Source organism: Aquirufa beregesia (assembly GCF_011090385.1).
Classification (GTDB): Bacteria; Bacteroidota; Bacteroidia; order Cytophagales; family Spirosomataceae; genus Aquirufa; species Aquirufa beregesia.
The window spans coordinates 85,690-103,981 of sequence record NZ_SEWW01000003.1; the positions used below are offsets into that span (position 1 = coordinate 85,690).

General features: G+C 39.4%; 18 protein-coding genes. 7 read left to right on the plus strand and 11 right to left on the minus strand.

Going from position 1 to position 18,292, the window contains the following annotated elements:
• Positions 1-19 precede the first annotated feature (19 nt).
• The gene (locus EWU23_RS06370; protein ID WP_166229964.1) at positions 20-1,747 is read right to left on the minus strand and encodes a M3 family oligoendopeptidase; all 1,728 of its coding nucleotides are present in this window, start codon (positions 1,745-1,747) and stop codon (positions 20-22) included.
• 204 nt (positions 1,748-1,951) lie between these two features.
• Here EWU23_RS06370 and EWU23_RS06375 point away from each other — a divergent pair, with 204 nt between their 5' ends.
• Positions 1,952-2,767, plus strand: a complete 816-nt coding sequence (locus tag EWU23_RS06375) for an aldo/keto reductase (protein WP_166229966.1) — start codon at positions 1,952-1,954, stop codon at positions 2,765-2,767.
• A gap of 86 nt (positions 2,768-2,853) precedes the next feature.
• On the opposite strand, the gene EWU23_RS06380 is transcribed toward EWU23_RS06375, so the two are convergent.
• From EWU23_RS06380 to EWU23_RS06390, 3 genes are read right to left on the minus strand one after another with little or no spacing between them, the layout of a single operon-like run.
• Positions 2,854-3,906, minus strand: a complete 1,053-nt coding sequence (locus EWU23_RS06380; RefSeq protein WP_317164298.1) for a ferredoxin--NADP reductase — start codon at positions 3,904-3,906, stop codon at positions 2,854-2,856.
• Between the two features lie 10 nt (positions 3,907-3,916).
• On the minus strand, positions 3,917-5,422 hold the full coding sequence (locus tag EWU23_RS06385; RefSeq protein WP_166229970.1) for a glycoside hydrolase family 10 protein: 1,506 nt from the start codon (positions 5,420-5,422) through the stop codon (positions 3,917-3,919).
• A 42-nt stretch (positions 5,423-5,464) separates the two neighbouring features.
• Entirely contained in the window at positions 5,465-6,163 is a 699-nt protein-coding gene (locus tag EWU23_RS06390) for a response regulator transcription factor (protein ID WP_166229972.1), read from the minus strand.
• A 107-nt stretch (positions 6,164-6,270) separates the two neighbouring features.
• Between EWU23_RS06390 and EWU23_RS06395 the strand changes: the two genes are divergently transcribed.
• Positions 6,271-7,347: an AI-2E family transporter gene (locus tag EWU23_RS06395; RefSeq protein WP_166229974.1), complete on the plus strand. Its 1,077-nt coding sequence runs from the start codon at positions 6,271-6,273 to the stop codon at positions 7,345-7,347.
• Here EWU23_RS06395 and EWU23_RS06400 read toward each other — a convergent pair.
• From EWU23_RS06400 to EWU23_RS06410, 3 genes are read right to left on the minus strand one after another with little or no spacing between them, the layout of a single operon-like run.
• Positions 7,333-8,076, minus strand: coding sequence for a LytR/AlgR family response regulator transcription factor (locus tag EWU23_RS06400; protein ID WP_166229976.1), 744 nt, complete (start codon positions 8,074-8,076; stop codon positions 7,333-7,335). The two genes, EWU23_RS06395 and EWU23_RS06400, sit on opposite strands and share 15 nt — an antisense overlap.
• Before the next feature lie 30 nt (positions 8,077-8,106).
• Entirely contained in the window at positions 8,107-9,144 is a 1,038-nt protein-coding gene (locus EWU23_RS06405) for a sensor histidine kinase (RefSeq protein WP_166229978.1), read from the minus strand.
• 1 nt (position 9,145) lies between these two features.
• Positions 9,146-9,787: a histidine phosphatase family protein gene (locus tag EWU23_RS06410; protein ID WP_166229980.1), complete on the minus strand. Its 642-nt coding sequence runs from the start codon at positions 9,785-9,787 to the stop codon at positions 9,146-9,148.
• 67 nt (positions 9,788-9,854) lie between these two features.
• Between EWU23_RS06410 and EWU23_RS06415 the strand changes: the two genes are divergently transcribed.
• From EWU23_RS06415 to EWU23_RS06435, 5 genes are all read left to right on the plus strand, one after another.
• Complete coding sequence (locus EWU23_RS06415) at positions 9,855-10,274, plus strand: hotdog fold thioesterase (protein WP_166229982.1); 420 nt, start codon at positions 9,855-9,857, stop codon at positions 10,272-10,274.
• 31 nt (positions 10,275-10,305) lie between these two features.
• Positions 10,306-10,773, plus strand: coding sequence for a DUF5004 domain-containing protein (locus EWU23_RS06420; protein WP_166229984.1), 468 nt, complete (start codon positions 10,306-10,308; stop codon positions 10,771-10,773).
• 64 nt (positions 10,774-10,837) lie between these two features.
• Positions 10,838-11,827 carry an LLM class flavin-dependent oxidoreductase gene (locus EWU23_RS06425; protein ID WP_166229987.1) on the plus strand — a complete coding sequence of 330 codons (990 nt, stop codon included), beginning with the start codon at positions 10,838-10,840 and terminating at the stop codon, positions 11,825-11,827.
• Between the two features lie 83 nt (positions 11,828-11,910).
• Complete coding sequence (locus tag EWU23_RS06430) at positions 11,911-12,450, plus strand: NADPH-dependent FMN reductase (protein ID WP_166229989.1); 540 nt, start codon at positions 11,911-11,913, stop codon at positions 12,448-12,450.
• A 90-nt stretch (positions 12,451-12,540) separates the two neighbouring features.
• Positions 12,541-13,689: a chorismate-binding protein gene (locus EWU23_RS06435; RefSeq protein ID WP_166229991.1), complete on the plus strand. Its 1,149-nt coding sequence runs from the start codon at positions 12,541-12,543 to the stop codon at positions 13,687-13,689.
• On the opposite strand, the gene EWU23_RS06440 is transcribed toward EWU23_RS06435, so the two are convergent.
• Genes EWU23_RS06440 through EWU23_RS06455 form a run of 4 tightly spaced genes read right to left on the minus strand, consistent with a single transcriptional unit; the run spans position 13,686 to position 18,289 of the window.
• Positions 13,686-15,008 (minus strand): hemolysin family protein, encoded by a 1,323-nt coding sequence (locus tag EWU23_RS06440; RefSeq protein ID WP_166229993.1) that lies wholly within the window; start codon positions 15,006-15,008, stop codon positions 13,686-13,688. The two genes, EWU23_RS06435 and EWU23_RS06440, sit on opposite strands and share 4 nt — an antisense overlap.
• A 5-nt stretch (positions 15,009-15,013) precedes the next feature.
• Positions 15,014-15,286, minus strand: a complete 273-nt coding sequence (locus tag EWU23_RS06445) for a hypothetical protein (protein ID WP_166229995.1) — start codon at positions 15,284-15,286, stop codon at positions 15,014-15,016.
• A gap of 4 nt (positions 15,287-15,290) precedes the next feature.
• Positions 15,291-17,843 (minus strand): cytochrome c biogenesis protein CcsA, encoded by a 2,553-nt coding sequence (gene ccsA, locus EWU23_RS06450; protein ID WP_166229997.1) that lies wholly within the window; start codon positions 17,841-17,843, stop codon positions 15,291-15,293.
• Entirely contained in the window at positions 17,840-18,289 is a 450-nt protein-coding gene (locus EWU23_RS06455; RefSeq protein WP_166229999.1) for a cytochrome c maturation protein CcmE domain-containing protein, read from the minus strand. Before EWU23_RS06455 ends, ccsA begins: the two co-directional genes overlap by 4 nt.
• Positions 18,290-18,292 lie beyond the last annotated feature (3 nt).

An 18,292-nucleotide genomic window follows, 5' to 3' on the forward strand; every position in this document is an offset into this window, starting at 1 on the left:
ATTTCTTTAAATAAGCGGCTTAGCTTTCTTCTAAATTTTTGATTTTTTCAGCTAAAAAGCTCATTAATTCAGCAATGTAGGCTTTACTAAAATTGAATTCAATACCTGCGGCGGCATAAATTGTTTTCATCGGTTCGGTATAACCTAATTCTAAAGCTTGTAGATATTGTTCTAATGCCTGTTTCGGTTGACGGCAATAATTTCTCCAAACTGCTAAAGCGCCCAACTGGGCAATGGCATATTCGATGTAATAAAAAGGTACTTCAAATAAGTGCAATTGTTTTTGCCAGATGTTGGTTTTAATCTCTTGCAAATCAGACCAATCCGTGATATTATCAGAGAACCGGGCTATAATCTCTAGCCATTTAGCATCTCGCTCAGCTTGACTGTGTGTTGGGTTTTCATAAATCCAGTGTTGAAAGGCATCGATGGTGGCCACCCAAGGTAACGTTTCTAAAATATCTTCTAGGTGCTTGATTTTAGCTCTTTTAGCTTCTTCAGGATTTGGGAAATAGATATCCCAATGATCAATGGTTAATAATTCCATACTCATTGAGGCCAATTCGGCTACTTCTGATGGAACATTTCTAAAGGCATTTAAAGCTAAATCTTTGGTTACAATGGAATGTACCGCATGTCCACCTTCATGTAATAAAGTGACCATATCTCTCACTTGTCCAGCGGCATTCATGAAGATGAATGGGAAACCACTTTCTTCTAGGGGATAATTATAACCACCAGGGTTTTTACCTTTTCGAGAGTCTAAATCAAAACGGTTTAATTTGACCATTTCTTTTAGGCAATTACCTAAGAATGGGTCTAATTCATCAAATACTTGGATGGTTTTTGTTAGTAATTCATCCGCTGTACTGAAGGGAACCAATGGCTTTCTCCCCCATGGGTCTACTGCTTTATCCCAAGGTTTTAAGGCTTCGACTTGAAGGACATCTTTTCTTTTGGCAGCTTGTTGGTTGACCATAGGTACAACTGTTTGAGCTACTGCTTCATGAAACTCAAAACAATCGGCAGCCGTGTAGTCAAATCGGCCTAAACTGGCAAAAGAATAATCTCTAAAATTGTCAAATCCAGCATTTTGAGACACTTGATGTCTTCTCTCAATTAATTTGTTGAAAAGCTCATTTAATTCCTGCTTAATACTCAATCGTTTATTTGCTACAAGTAAATAAACCTCTTGTCTTTTATTTCGCTCGGTTGACTCCAAATAGGCATTGGCCTGCTGAAGCGTTTTTTCTTGGCCATCTATTTCCACCATCAATCCGCCAGTTAATGCGCCATATTCGGTGGATAAATTGGATAGCTCCGTATAAAGTGGAATATTTTCTTCGCGAAATATTTCAATCGCCTTTTTCATCCCACGAAGCATGATACCATAACCATGTGACGGTAATTGATCGGCATAGCCAGACTCAACGACTTTTTTGTTCCAAGCATCTTCGTAAATTGAAGCATTGGGCATAATGTCATTGACAAACTGCTGGTAACTTTTCTGAAGTTCCTCATTTTGGTTATCGCAAGACATTTTGATGTATCTCCAAGCAAAGTTTTCGGATAGATAGCTTTCTAATTCGGATCGACTGATACAAAATTGTTGTAATTCTTCTAGGTTTTGAATGCTCAAAGAGCTTAGTTTTTCAAAATAAGGTAATACACTATCCCAAGTACTTAGTTGGAAATTAGAAGGAAGAAAGTTTCTTTGGGGCGCTTCTACGCTGATCGTTCTACTCATGCGAATATTTTTTTACAAAAATACGGAAGGTATTTGGCTTTTGCAGATGAAAAAATAGGTTTATTGATAAGAAGAAATCAAATGCTTGATAAATAGGATAATATGTTGATTTGATTTTTTCTTTAGATTTGTCAACTTTTTAAAAGTTGACAAATCTAGGAGATAAGCAAAAATAATCTAGGAGATAACCAAGAAAATTCGAAAATGAGCATACCATTTGTAACATTGAACAATGGCATTTTGATGCCACAATTAGGTGTAGGTTTATATGCACCCAAGCAGCAAGATGAGGTGAAGCAATCGGTACTGGATGCTTTAGATTTGGGTATTCGTTTGATTGATTCCGCGGCCATTTATGGCAATGAGCAGGAAGTAGGTCAGGGAATCGTTGAATCGGCTATAAAAAGGTCGGAGTTGTTCGTCACCAGTAAAGTGTGGATGGATGACATGGGTTACGATTCCACGTTGAGAGCATTTGATAAAACGCTGAGCGATTTGGGTTTAGAATACCTAGACCTCTATTTAATTCATTGGCCTAAAGAAACCGCTAGGAAAGAAACATGGAAAGCCTTGGAAACGCTATATGAACAGAAATTATGTCGATCCATTGGCGTTTCTAATTATTATAGAAAGCACTTAGAAGAGCTATTTCTTCATGCGAATATTTGTCCGGCGGTAAACCAGTTTGAATTGAGTCCTTTTTGCTATATGCCCGAGGAACTGGCATTTAATCAGGAAAATGATATTCAAGTGGAAGGATATGCGCCTTTAGTTCGTGGGTGGAAAAAAGAGGATGTGGTTTTGAATGAAATTGCTGCTAAATATGGTAAAAGTACTTATCAATTATTAGTTCGTTGGAATCTGGAATTAGGTGCTGTGACCATACCGAAATCGGTCAAAAGAGAGAGAATTCAAGAGAATATGGAAGTGTTTGATTTTAGTATTTCAGCAGAAGATATGCAGCAGTTGGGCCAACTGTTTGACAATACCCGAGTGGCTTGGGATCCAAGAGATTTTTGAGGCGAAAATCAAACCTTGACAGCGCTGGGGGCGCTGTCAAGGTTAACGAGTAAATGATTTTTTTATTGAATCAAGAAATGGATAAACTAATCTAAGTCTATAATTACACCACTAGATAAGGGGTGTGCCACGCAGGTAAGAACATAGCCTTTTTTGATTTCATTATCCGTCAATCCATCTTCTTCATCCATCATCACCTTTCCACTTTTGCATAAGCCCATACAAGCGGTACACATACCGGCTTGACAAGAATAGGGCATATCCACATCGGCAGATAGGGCAGCCTCCAAAATTGTTTCGTTTGGTTTTACGGTGATTCGGTGTTCCTTCCCTTCGTAAATAATCGTGATGTCCTGTTCTTTTAAGCTACCATCATCTTCTGATATTTCTTCCGTTTGCGAATTACTATGAAATAATTCTCGGTGAATATGTGCAACAGGTACATCGAACATGCCTAAAGCTTCTTGAATCTCATCCATCATGCCCGCTGGACCACATAAATAATAATGCGCCAAGGAAATATGTAAACCAAACTCTTGTTTCAAATAATAAACCGTAGATGCTTTATTGATTCGTCCTTTTAATCCTGGCCAATTAGCCGCTGGTTGACTAATAATATGTAAAACATGAAAACGGCCAGTATAATCCTGCTCCAATTGGTCCAATTCTTTTTTGAAAATAATTTGACTTTCATGTCTGGAGCCATAAATCAAATATACCTTAGACTGAGGTTCTGCTTTAAGCAAAGTTTTGATCATGGAAATTAAAGGCGTGATACCTGATCCCGCTCCCATAAAAACATAGGTCTTTGTCGCATTTGCTTGAGGCTCAATGTAAAAGTTGCCCATAGGCTCGATTACTTCTACATTATCTCCTACCTTGATTTGATCACACAAATAATTAGATACAGCACCCCCAGGAATCCGCTTGACGGTAATCGCTGGAGAATGATCAACCAACGGAGATGAAGATAAAGAATAGCTGCGGCGTATCTTTTTTCCATCAATTTCTGGAATAACAGTTAAAAACTGTCCTGAATGATAGCTTAGCGCCTCATGAATCGGATGCCAAAAATGTATTGTTTTGGTATCATTCGTTTCTTCAGTAATTTCTTTAACGGATAAATGCAAGAATTTCATGTTCATCAATTTATTCAACTACGTTAGGAACTATCCATTGAATAGTCCCTGGAATAGATTCATTATGTAATCGGTCCAAAGCTGTTACAACAAAACCTGTACCCGATTTGATCCATTTCGGATCAATTATTATTTGTTTCTCTGATCCCTTATAAATAATGTTTTCTGCTTTATCCAAAGGTTCAATGTCATCTTTTTGAATCCGATATACTAAGTAATAGCGAGGAGGGTCATTGTCCAAACTTGGTTCTCCTTCTTTCCATCGTAAAATCCACTGATCTTTTTGCTTGGCTAAGTTCACTTGATGGGGTGCCGTGGGTGCTATACTATCTAACCACAACATAGGTGGAACCAAGGCAATATGCTCAAAATGCGTCGTTCGTAAACTATCCCTCCAGCCTTTGGTATTTTGACTAATCTGGCGGGAACTGAAATAGATGGCTCCTTGAACTTTAGGTAAACTTCTGGAAATGCTTAATTGTTTGGACAACTCACTAGGCGCCCATAAATCACTCAAATGGTAGGCTGCATGACCTATGTAGATTGGTCTATCAAAACTATGTTCATTCCACCAGGTAGCCAATGCCTTGTAAGGTGCTACCCGATGGGTCGTTCCCCAATACAATTGTGGCGCTAAATAATCCACCCATCCTTTTCTAATCCATAATTCTGTGTCGGCAAATAAATCATCGTAAGATTGTAAGCCTGCTCGGGTAGGAGATCCGTCTTCTTGGTCAATACTTTGATGCCGCCAAATGCCAAATGGACTAATGCCAAACTTTACCCTAGGCTTGGTCGACTTCACTGTTTCGGCAATTTCCTGAATGAGCATATTGACATTTCTCCTTCTCCAATCTGACAGACTCTCTTCTGGGAATTTATATTGCTGGTAAGTTTTTTCATCAGGAATGGTGGCTCCCTTGACAGGATAAGGATAAAAATAATCATCAAAATGGACTCCATCCACATCGTAATTCTTGACCAAATTCTTGACCAATTCGGCTATGTAATGGCGAACTTGAGGGATACCAAAATTGAGAATCAATTGACCATTGTAGGAAAATAACCATTCTGGATGTCGACGAGCCAAATGATCCGAACTCAAAATGGTTTTAGAGGACATGGTTGCCCGATTCAAATTTAACCAAGCATGAAATTCCATTCCTCGTTCATGACTTTGCTCAATCATGAATTCCATAGGGTCATAATATGGACTAGGTGCCTGCCCTTGAAAGCCAGATAAATAGGTTGACCACGGTTCTGTGCTTTTGGCATATAGCGCATCTGCTGCGCAGCGAACTTGCACAAAAATGGCATTCATGCCTGTTTGATGGTGTGAATCAATCAGGTCAATAAACTCCTCTCTTTGTTTAATGCTATTGTAGTTTCTGGCAGAAGGCCAATCGATGTTTTGTACGGTAGCTACCCAAACGCCACGCAATTCCCGCTTAGGGCTTTGGGCCACCAAGGAATGAATCAAAAAAAATAGAGCTAGAATTAAATAAGAACCCCTCATTGAGGGCGCAATTTACCTATAAATGATGGAAATGTGCTAAGATTAATTCTTTTCAATCGAAAATAAATAACCAACACCTTTTAATGTTTTGATGTAATATTCAGGAATTTTCTCCCGCAATTTACGGATATGTACGTCGATCGTTCTTTCTACTACATAGACATCAGAGCCCCATACTTTCTCCAATAATTCATCTCGGTTAAAGACTTTGTTGGGGTTTTTGGCTAAGAATGAAAGTAATTCAAATTCTTTCTTGGGCAAAACCAATGCCTTTCCATCAAATGTAGCCGCATATTGCGTACGATTGATATGCAAGCCTCCAATATCGGTAACTTCTTGATTGTCTTCTATGGTTTCCCGTTTTAACATGGCTTTGATTCGACTCACCAAAGCTCTTGGCTTAATGGGTTTGATGATGTAATCATGTGCTCCAGCATCAAAGGCCGCCACTTCGGTATATTCTTCTCCGCGGGCTGTTAAAAATAGAATAAGTGCATCTTTTAATTCTGGCATGGATTTCATTCGACGAGCCGTTTCAATACCATCCATGGCTGGCATCATCACATCCAAAATCACTAATTGTGGATTAAATTCTTGCGCAATCGAAATGGCTTCTTTTCCATCTGACGCTTTGGCTAACAAAAATCCCTCTTTCGCTAAATTATATTCCAATAATTCTAAAATATCAGGATCATCATCTACCAAAAGAATTTTTGTCGAATTGGCTGCGGGATGGCTCATGTGAAGAAATTAGTGAAGTGCTTTTAAAACTTGCTGCAAATATAGATAGGCCTATGTTACCAAATTATTAATTTTTTTCGACTAAATTTAATCATTAGCTTTGGTTTATGGCGAAAGAATCTTCCTATATAGTCCGTTTAGCCTCTGTTTTGATTTCCATTTCCTTATTGGTTTTGGGATTGTACCTTTTGCAGGATTTACTGATTCTTTTAGCTGCGGCTTTAATTTTAGCCATGCTTTTACTGCCTTTGGCCTCTTGGTTAGAAAGTAAAGGGCTTCCACGCTCCGTTTCCATCGCTATTTGCCTCATCATTACCGTAGCTGCTATAGCTGGTGTTTTGGCGATTTTGACGGTTCAAATGATTGAATTTGCCTCAGATTGGCCTATTTTTATTAAAAAAGCGGAATCGTACATTTCTAGTTTACAGAGTTTTTTATCCAGAAATCTCAATATCTCGCGTAAAAAGCAAATGGTGGAAATCAGTAACCAAACCATCAATCTTTTAAAGAATTCAGGGGCCATTTTGACGACTACTTTTGGCACCATTATTCATTCCATCACGACCATCATCCTAATTCCCATATTTGTTTTCTTTTTCTTGTATTATCGAAGTTTTTTTGCCCAATTTTTAGAAATGGTTTTCCCCAATACTGAATCTCATATCTTGAAAGGGATTATGAGTAAAACAGGACAGGTTGTGCAAGGATATTTGGTAGGATTAATGGTGGTTATGCTTATCGTTTCTATTTTAAATACCTTGGGTTTCTGGTGGATAGGGGTGGACTATCCTTACTTTTTTGGTATTCTAACGGGGCTATTATTGCTTATTCCTTATATAGGGATTTGGATGGGGGCTAGTGGCCCTATTGTATTGAGTTTGATCGTGCTGAGCCCATCTCATGCGGTAGCAGTCATCGCTTGGGTCGCAGCAGTACAGTTTATAGAAGCGAATTTTATCACCCCCGTGGTGATTGGTTCCAAGGTAAGTGTTAATCCTATGGTGGCCATGCTAGCCTTACTGTTGGGGGAAATGCTCTGGGGGATCCCAGGTTTGATTTTGGCCTTGCCTTTGACAGCCATAGTCAAAGTAATCTTTGACTATGTACCATCATTGCAGGCATATGGTTATGTGTTGGGCGAAGCCCCTTCTCGCAAAAAGAAAGAAAAATTAGAGGGAGAGTAATTCTTTGAATCGAATGGATTGTCTTCTAGAAATCTCGATTTTCTCTCCTTTACCTTGTAATGTTACTTGTAAACCTCCAGAAAACCATGGCTCGATTTTTTCAATAAAATTGAGATTGATGATGTGTTTTCTGTTCGCTCGGAAAAATACTTTAGGATCTAAGCGGTCTTCCAAAGCATTCAAGGATTTCAATACCAAAGGTTTTTGATCATCAAAAAACAAGCGCACATAATTGCCCATGGATTCGCATAAACGAACTTTATCCAAGCGAACAAACCAGCACTTTTCCCCATCTTTCACAAATATTTGATCCTGTGCACTCAAATAATGCTGAGGAGAAACAGAAATCTGTTCAGGATGAGATTTGGTTTTATTGGCTAATTGTTTTTCCAATTTTTGAATGCTTTCACTCAAACGAGAAAGTTCAATTGGCTTTAATACATAATCAAGGGCATTAACTTCAAAAGCCTTTAAGGCATATTCATCAAATGCCGTAGTGAAAATTACTTCAGGTAAATAGCCGTCCCATTCTTCTAGCCATTCAAAACCTGTTTTGCCAGGCATTTGGATATCCAAGAAAATGACATCTGGGTGTAACTCTTCAATTAAGGCCCCAGCCTCATCCGTATTCGCCGCTTCTCCAATGACCTGGATATGAGGGAAATTTTCTAATAATCGTTTTAGTTCGTTTCTAGCTAAACGTTCATCGTCGATAATAATAGCGTTCATAATAGGGTTTATTTTGTAAAAACACAGGAATTAAGGCACAAGATAAGGGATTATTAATTCGGCAATCACTTGATTTTTGTCGAAAGGTTTAAGCCTTAGTTGAGCGGTCTCTCCAAACAATATCTTCAAACGTGCGATGGAATTTTTTATCCCAACTCCTGTTTCACTTTCTTTGGTTTTGATGTTTCCTGGATTAATGACATAGGCATGTAACAAATTCCCTACTTTATGCGCCTGAATCAGTATGGTGCCTCCCTTGACCGAATGGGAAATTCCATGTTTGATGGCATTTTCAACCAATGTCTGCAAAATCATGGGTGGAACTTCTGCTTTTAAATGCTCTTTCGGAATTTGCACTTCCCAGAATAAACGATCTTCGTATCGGATTTTCTCCAAGGACAGATAATCCACAATGGTTTCTATTTCCTCAGACAAAGGAATCGTCTTTTTCCTTTCTGTCAATAAAGAACTTCGTAATAATTTCGATAATTGATTAATCCCTTTTTTAGCTTTATTCGGATCTTCTGTGATTAATGCCCGAATACTATTCAGCGCATTGAATACGAAGTGAGGGTTCATTTGAGCGCGTAAGACCTTCCCCTCCGTTTCCTGAATGGTTCGCTCCAATTGGTCGTTTTGCCTTTCAATTTCTAATTTTCTTTGGGAGTATTGAAAGAAGAAATAAATCAACTGCCAAATTGCCAGAGGTTTCATGAAATTGAACAGGTATTGCAGGATGATGAAGGTATTTAATTTTACCTCATAATTTTCTTGCAATAAGGCGAAATCCAAGGGTAAGTTAAAGGCCAACAAAATGGCGGACATAGCCAAGAGCGCCTGAAGATTTCTCCTCAATAATTTAAAAAGAGGATAATTTTGCCATTGGTATTTTTGAGTAATCTGCTTGTATTGATGTGTCAATAAAATGGCCAATGAAATATTTCCCACGAATGCATAGAGCCATGCCCATCTCCATCCGTATTGCATGGTGTACAATAAAGCCTCATTGAGTGTCCAGGCAAACCAGCCGGAAAATTGTAATACCCAATAAAGCTTTTGTCTCTTCATGTTACATGGAATCTGGCAAGTGCTTCAGGTGTTCGGTCAAAGGTCCTTTTACCAATTTAAAAGCACGATCTGGGTAAGAGTATTGTAAATGGTATAAGCAGAGATTGCTGTGAGCAAAATCATCCATTTTGTGAAGGGGTTGTTCAAACAAATGTGTCAATAAAACTCGCATGGCACGTCCGTGCATAGCAATCAAAATAGCCTGCTCTTCTGGACGCGAAAGGATTAAATCAACCACGGGTTTTTGTCTTTCCAAAACCTGCACGGGGCTCTCACCCTCCTCCGAAGGTACATGAATGTTCCCTTCTCGCCAAGTTCTGGTTAAATTTTTATAGTAAAGGTCGTCATCCGTGTTGGGCGACTTCCCCTCCTTATTTCCCCAGGATATTTCGTTCAATCCTGTATGTTGTTCCCAAGCAATTCCTTTTTTAATAAAGCCATCCACCGACTGGTGTGTGCGGATTAAAGCTGAGGTATAAATTTTATCAATGTATAAATCTTCATAATGATCAAAAAACGCTTGAGCTTGCTGACGTCCCAATTCATTCAAGTGGGCGTCAATGCCGCTTCCTTGCACCACCCCCATTCTGTTATAATCAGTTTCTCCGTGGCGAATTAGGTAAATGTCTTTAATTGGGTGCATAAAAAAGGCGAATTGAGATTGGAATTAGTAAATTATTGCGAATTTTAGGCACAAAAATACGAAATATATGTTTAATACATCCATCACTTCAGAACAACTAAATAGCTTCAGTAAAGGCAATATGATTGAGCATCTGGGAATTGAATTTTTAGAAGTTCATCCAGAATATTTTACGGCTCGTATGCCCGTAGATCATCGTACCAAACAACCCTTTGGGCTATTGCACGGTGGAGCATCGGTGGTTTTAGCGGAAACCATGGGGAGTATCGCCACCATGCTTGTGGCGAAAGATCCTGCTACCATGAAAGCCGTGGGTGTGGAGATTAATGCCAATCACCTCAAAGCCGTACGTGAGGGTTGGGTGATAGGGACATGTTCCCCCATTCGGATTGGTAGGACCATGCATGTGTATGATATTAAGATTCACAATGAGCAAGGTGACTTAGTCTGTGTAAGTAGATTGACGGTGGCGATTTTATCGGCTTAAAAATTTCAAAATTTGTTCTAAATGTAATGAGATGAAAACAAGTAGGTTTTTGTGCTTATGTATACCCATACTTACTAGTTGGATACTGACTTCCTGCAGTCAACAGGCTTCTCGAGCTATCGTGGGTACCTGGGAAATAGCCCATTTGAAAATTACTATGCTGAGCTTTAAGAATACAGATAGTACGCAAAACATGGAAGTGTTAGGTAAGGATTGGGAGGTGAAAATGAAAGCCAAAAATATCCAGACTACTTATGCTGCCGATGGTTCCTATCATTCTTTGCATCGAAATCTTCAAGGAAAGACCACCTATGACCCAGCTGGTACCTGGAGGATTATTCAAGATACCTTGATCATTCAGGATACCATTCCTAAGCGCATCACCTATAAGTTTAAATTCAAAATCAAGAAAAATCAAATCGAGTATTGGGGAGTTGAGGATTTTGACCTAGATGGAAAAGTAGATGATCAGTATTACAGTAGGCAAGTGAAATTATAAGCCATACGGGGGAACATATTTGTAAGAAATAGAGTTTTAATTTCTTAATCCCAATTGAATAGACATGCCTAAAATCCCTATTTCCGTATTGGAACTTGCCCCTATTCCTCAAGGGGGAAATGCAGCTACTGCCATTGAAAGGACGGTGGAAATAGCACAACATGCAGAGACCTTGGGTTTTCAGCGGATCTGGTTGGCCGAACATCATAACATGGAGTTTATCGCTAGTTCAGCTACCTCCGTTTTGATAGGTCATGTCGCAGGAAAAACATCCCATATTCGGGTGGGTTCTGGTGGAATCATGTTGCCGAATCATAGTCCATTGGTTATAGCCGAGCAGTTTGGAACTTTGGCATCCATGTACCCACATCGGATAGATTTAGGTCTAGGGCGTGCCCCAGGAACAGATCAAATGACAGCCCGGGTGTTGAGAAGGGATAACATGGATACGGCCTATCATTTTCCTAAAGATGTGGAGCAATTGCAATTGTATTTTAGTGAAGAAAATAGCTTGGCTCAAGTAAGAGCTTTCCCCGCAGAAGGTATCGAAGTACCTATTTGGATTTTAGGATCGAGTACGGACTCCGCCTATTTAGCTGCTAAAATGGGCTTGCCTTATGCATTTGCTGCCCATTTTGCTCCCGCACAATTTCGCGCCGCCATCGATATTTACCGAAAGAATTTTATCCCTTCCGCACAATTGAGTCTCCCCTATGTGATGGCTTGTGTCAATGTAGTTGGAGCGGATACGGATGAGGAGGCCGCTTTTCTCCGCAGTAGTTTAATCCGTATGTTTGTGGGTATCATTACTAACCGCCGAGTACCCTTAGCGCCTCCGGGACCCTTCCCTGAAGAGTATCAGATTCCTGAAATTAGGGCCATGGCAGATAAAATGCTGGCCTGCAGTTTTTATGGCAGTCCTGAGACCTTGCGTACGCAAGTGGGGAATTTTATCGAAGAATCGGGGATTGATGAATTAATGGTGGCTACCTATATTTTCGATGGGGAAAAGAAAAAGCAATCGTATACCATATTGCATGATGCTTTGGCATAAATGGGGTTAAAAGGAAAATCATTTTTTCTAAGCTCTTTTTCTACTTTCAAATTTTACCTGCATTTCTGTTCATAAACGAGTATATGAAAAAAAAGATTTTTGCCATTGTGGGGAGTGCCAGTTCAAACTCTTCCAATTTGAAATTGCTTCAATATGTGAAGACTCAATTTTCTAGTGATTTCGAAGTAGAAATCTTTGATCAATTGGCACAAATACCTCATTTTAATCCTGAGCAATCTCAAGTGGATCCACCCATTTCAGTGATAGAAATTCGTAATCGGATTTTGATAGCCGATGGAATTATGATTTGTAGTCCCGAATATATTTTTAGTATTCCCAGTGTGTTGAAAAATGTATTAGAATGGTGTGTCGCCACCACTGTTTTTTCAGAAAAACCGACTTGCCTAATTACTGCTTCTGCTGATGGAAAGATGGGAGATGAAGAGTTAAGGTTAATCATGAAAACGCTCAATGCAAACTTCACCGTGGAAACAAGTCTCCTGATTTCAGGAATTCGGGGGAAGTTGGATGAGGAAGGAAATCCATTGGACTCTGATTTGAGGGCCAATTTGAAGAGTTTAATCCATAAATTTGAAACACTTCTAACAGAATCGATGAATTGAAACCCTATTTTGAAAATGGAGCAAAAATCTCATCCATAATCAGCCTACCCTAATCTTAATTTTTTAACTTTGATATGCCAATTATACAACATGCCTAATACGCTTTCAGAAACGATGACGACCTTGCTCGATTGGGAACAATTGTGGCAAAATACGCTGCAAAAGCGTGGAGGCATGGCCGTTTGGAGACTACCCAAAAGTGATAAACGTTATTTTTTAGTGGACTCTAGCGGCGGAGAAAAGCTAGGCTCTTTGGATTTAGAAACATTCCCATCCGGATTTTTAGTTGCACCTTTCATCGGGTCACCTTATTTCTTAAAGGCAGAAACCTTATTGGAAGAATTGATTGTTCAAGAGGAAGTGCTAGGTTCAAGCATGCAGGCCCCCACCCATAATGAGGAGGAAAATGAACGGAAGCATCAGCATTTCACACATTGGGTGAGCGAATCTATCAAAGAAATTCAATCAGGACATTTTCAAAAAGTAGTACTTTCTAGAACGGATGAAGTTAACTTCCCTGGAGACTTTTCTACGCTAAAGGCTTTTGGTCAATTATGCCAAGCCTACCCCAATGCCTTTGTTTGTGCCTTGTATATTCCAGAATTGAATAGCACTTGGTTGTGTGCCACGCCTGAAACTTTGGTAGAGCAAGATGCTCAAGGAATTTTTCGTACCATAGCTTTGGCCGGAACCCAATCCGCTATAGACCCGCAGGGAGAAATTATCCCTCCACAAAATGCACGTTGGTCTCAGAAAGAAATTGAAGAACAAGCCTATGTTTGTCGATATGTTATTGAATGCTTTAAGAAAATTCGTTTAAGGGAATACCAGGAGATTGGCCCTAAAACGATTTTGGCAGGAAACCTTTTGCATTTAAAAACAGAATTTACGGTGGATACTAAGGCTTTGAATTTCTCTCAATTGCCAGGTATTTTGTTATCTCTCTTGCATCCTACCTCTGCTGTCTGCGGAACACCCAAAGAGGAGGCCATTGCTTGGATTTCTAAGGCAGAAAAACATGCGCGTGAATTGTACTCAGGGTATTTAGGGCCCATAAATGTGGGAGAGGAGATTCACCTTTTTGTTAATCTAAGAACGGTCAAAGTGGAGCAAAAAGAGGGTGAATGTCGGGCCACATATTTTGCGGGTTGTGGAATAACCGAAGATTCTGATCCAGAAAAAGAGTGGCAAGAAACGGTCATGAAATGCCAAACACTTCAGCGGGTTCTCGAAAACTAGTGTTTGATTTTAGCGTCTTCCTTGGGTGATATTTTACCAACAATCGTCATTTTGACCGTATCTATTCGAGCATCAGTCGAGGTCAAAATCTGAAATTGAAAAGGAGACATGGTGATGATTTCATTGGCCTTAGGAATGTCCTCATATAAGCTAATCAACATACCACCTAGCGTTTCATAGTCTCCTTCGGGAAAATTCCAATCGTATTTTTCATTTAAGTAATCAATTTCATGTCGGCCCGACAATAAATAGGAATTCTCATCCAATTTCTTTTCAATCCAATCTTCGGAATCATCGTATTCATCTTGGATTTCACCAAAAATCTTTTCCATGACATCTTCCATACTGACAAGTCCTGAAGTACTCCCAAATTCATCCACCACCAAAGCCAAGGATTTTCTGTCTTTAGAGAATTTAAGCATCAAGTCATTGGCTGGCATGGCTTCGGGTACAATTAAGATACTAGTCAGTATCGACTGAATATCCTTTGGTTTTTTGAATAGGGCTAATGAATGACAATAGCCTAATACATCTTCCAAACTTTCTTTATATACCAGTACTTTCGAGTGACCGGATTCTATAAATACTTCTTTTAAACCTTCTATGCCTTCTTCCAGATCAATGGCTGTGATTTCAGTACGAGGAATCATGCAGTCACGTACTTTCACTTGCTTAAATTCTAGGGCATTATGAAAGATTTTGGTATCCACTTCTGTTTCTTCTTCCGTTGAAATTTTTCGATTTAAATTTTGCAAATAGTTATTGAGGTCAGTTAAGCCAAAAGCCGGCTTTTCTTCGGAATAGTTTAGTCGGAGTACTTTGGTAATGAACCATTTAGATAAACCTACTGTGACCCAAACCAATGGAAACATGAGGGCATAGACTATCCAAATGAGGATGGCCAAGAATTCTAAAATGACATCTGGGTTAATTAAGAAGATGCTTTTGGGGGTAAATTCAGAGGTAATCAAAATCAAAATGGTGGCAATGATGGAGGCTAATAAACGTGCCAGAATTTCATTGTGAAGAAAGGGGATATACTCCAGAATTTGATGGTGCAAAAATTCTTCCATGAAAATACCATAGGCCACTAAGGATAAGGTATTACCAATCAACATGGTTCCAATGAAGCGGGAGGGGGATTGGTTAAAGTTGGAAATGATTTCGGCACTCAGAATATTTTGTTTCGCTTTAAGCTCAAAATATAATTTATTGCAGGAAACAAAGGCCATTTCTACGCCAGAAAAGAAGGCCGAGAATATCATGGAAATGACGATTCCTGCAACTTGAGTGGTATATAATCCGGGATCTGGGTCCATTTAAATTAGTTTTTGCGCTTGTTACTTTTCATAGCTCGGCTACGGATATCTTGTTTGGTCTCTCCCGCTTTTTTTTCTTCTTCCTTGATGCGCAGGTTCTTGGAATATTGAAAATATAGGAGTGAACCTAGTCCAAACATAAGCCAAACATAATGAAAGTAAATCTCTAACCAAAAATTTCCTTGGATTTCAACTGGAGTAGGAGCATTTAAATCAATGATCCAAATGATCAAAAATCCAATTCCTGCGGATAATATGATGATTTCTTTCCTAGTCATGTGATTAAGCAGCTTTGGGTTGTTGCAATCTTCGGTACATAGCCACAAATAATCCCATAAATATCAAAATAGAACCTACCCAGACCAAATTGATGTAGGGTTTTTCTAATGCTTTGATAATGATTAAGTCTTGCTGAGTCGTATTGACCGCAAAACTAAATTGTTGAGTTTTGGGGTTAATGGCCGTGAATTTAATTTTAATACCTGTTTCCTCACTTTCAAAAGCGGGCATGGCTACCATGCCTCCTTTGATGATGAAAAGTGGCGCTAGAGAGAATTGTTGGAAGTTTTTACCCAGTACCTGAAATTGTGCTTTTACCGCGGCATCGTTTGGTCCTAAGGTCATATCTTCTACTGTATTCACGCGGGATACATCTTGTAAAATAGCCACAAAATCATTCAAGAATAAGGTGTCGCCTATGCTCACGGTTGAATTTACTGTTTTGCTCCATTGTTTTTCTTCCCCTGCTTCTGCTGCCAGACGAGGGTCTAGTGAAACGTAGGTATAAATATCATGGCCCCAAGCATGTTTTACGTCGGGAGAAATGGCCGTTCCCATTTTAGGATTTACCTGCCAGCGAGGATATAATGAAACTGATTTCCCTTCAGCGTTTTTAAATTCTAATTCATAATAGGTGTTCTCAGGTTCCACAGTTAACGTATCTCCTTTTTTGGCAATCATTTGTCCGTCTTTTTCCACATTGCGCAAAGCCACGGCATGGAAATCACCCTCAATCACTTCAAAATCCTTTCTTGGATAATAATCTGGTTTTCCGCGCAATTCAATCATGCGGCCTTTGTAGGTCACCAGATAATCTTGCATTTGAGCTCCTTGGCCTAACCAAAGTGGAAGATTCTCTTTATTCTCCTTGTTGTCATCTTTGGTAAACTGTTCTACTTTGTTAGAAATAGCAAAACCAGAACGGTTTAAAGAAACGACTTTGGAATAACCAGATGAGAATAAAATACCAATGAGCATAACCGCTAGTCCTACGTGAGCCATGGCTCCCCCCACCAAATTAAATCGCTGACGAATTAAGAATATCAGGATATTGGAATTAGCAATGACGGAGAATAAGCTTGTCCATAATAATATGATATAGGAAATCGTATAGACCTTCCCTAAATTGACAAACAGGACAGTCAATAGTGTCGCCACCAAAGCGGAGTTGGTCAGGGGCTTAAAGGAAGTCGATTCTTTTAATTTACCCCACCAAATGTATTGTCCTACGGCACTCAATGCCGCAATGGCCAAGAAAATCCAAATTTGAATTTTACTGTAGTGATCTACTTGGTCGGCAGGTAAGGCAATGTTGGATACGATTCCAAAGGCCTCCGCGATTTTGTTATAAACCGGAATGGAAGTGGTGAAAATCAATTGGAAGGCAGACAGACCTAAAATAGATGCTCCTACAAAAATCCAGAATTCACGGGAGTAAATGCCTAATTCTTTTTCATCCACGGGTAGTTGTTTCCATCTTTTTGCTGCAAAAAATATAGCCACAAATAAGAAAGTTAACATGTAGATGAGCAACTGTCCCGATAAACCAAGGTCGGTAAATGAGTGGACAGAGGCATTTCCTAAAATACCTGAACGGTTTAGGAAAGTAGAATATAAAACCAAAATAAAGGTGGCTACCACCAAGATGATGGAAGTCTTTAAGGCGGCACTCGAATGCTTGTAGGCAATCATGGTATGGATAGCACCGATGAGAACTAACCAAGGGACAAATGAGGCATTTTCTACTGGATCCCAGTTCCAATATCCTCCAAAGTTCAATGTTTCATAAGCCCAATAGGCACCCATCATGATACCGATACCTAAAATTCCAGCTCCAAAAAGAGCCCAAGGTAAAGCGGGCTTGATCCATTCGGTTAATTGGTTTTTCCAAAGGCCGGCAATTAAATAAGCAAAAGGCACTAAGGTTAAAGCAAAACCCAAGAATAAGGTAGGAGGGTGAATGACCATCCAATAATTCTGCAATAAAGGGTTTAAGCCACGACCATCTTTAGGAATGAAATTCGGTTGTAGACTCCATACGGGAAGATCTGGCTGAGCTTCTCGTAATAAAAGGAAAGGAGAAGAGCCAATCTTTAAATCGATATAGGGAAGGATAACTCCCAAAATCATGGAAGTTAAAAAGGTTTGAACCAAGGCAAAAACGGTCATAACGGGGGCTTCCCATTTAGGGTTTTTGACCATCAAAATGACACCTAAAATAGCTTGCCAGAAAATCCACAAAAGGAAACTACCTTCTTGTCCTTCCCAATAGCAAGAAATCATGAAGGCCATGGGTAATGCTTTAGATGAATGGGAGAAGGCGTAGTGGTATTCGAAATAATGGTTGTAAATGATGACAAATAGACTAGAAGCTACACCAATCACCGCAATCAGGTGAATAATGAAAATAGCTCTGGCTAATTTCACCCAATCTTTGGCTGCTAATTCATCGGCCGTTTGGGTGGCTTTAAAATAGGAGAACGTTGCCAAAAGGGCAGTTACAAAGGACATGATGACTAATAGGTGACCAACTGATCCGATTGTCTCGTGTATCATAATTGTTTTTTTGCTTCATAAGTGGCCGTTGAGTCAGCCGAAATTTTACCTTCCTGATATTTGGAAGGACATTTCAATAATATTTTATCGCAATAAAAAACCTTGTCAGATTTCATACTACCCACCAACACGATTTTTTCGGAGCGTTCAAAATCTTGGGGTTTCGGCGCGGCATAGACCACTTGATTTTCTCTTCCTAAACTATCTTGAACGATGAATTCTAAGCGATTGGCATCCACGGCAGGATCAAAATGCATGCCAACAATCTTGCCTTGTGCATCTTTTTTTAATGTCCCTACCACATGAACTTTTTGATTGGGATCATTTTGAGCAATGCGTTCTGCCTCATCAAATCCCACATAGGTACTGGCATCTCCTGTGGTGATTAAAATGATTCCAATGGCTACAGCGATTAGAATCAGACCAATGATATGCGTCTTTTTCATGCT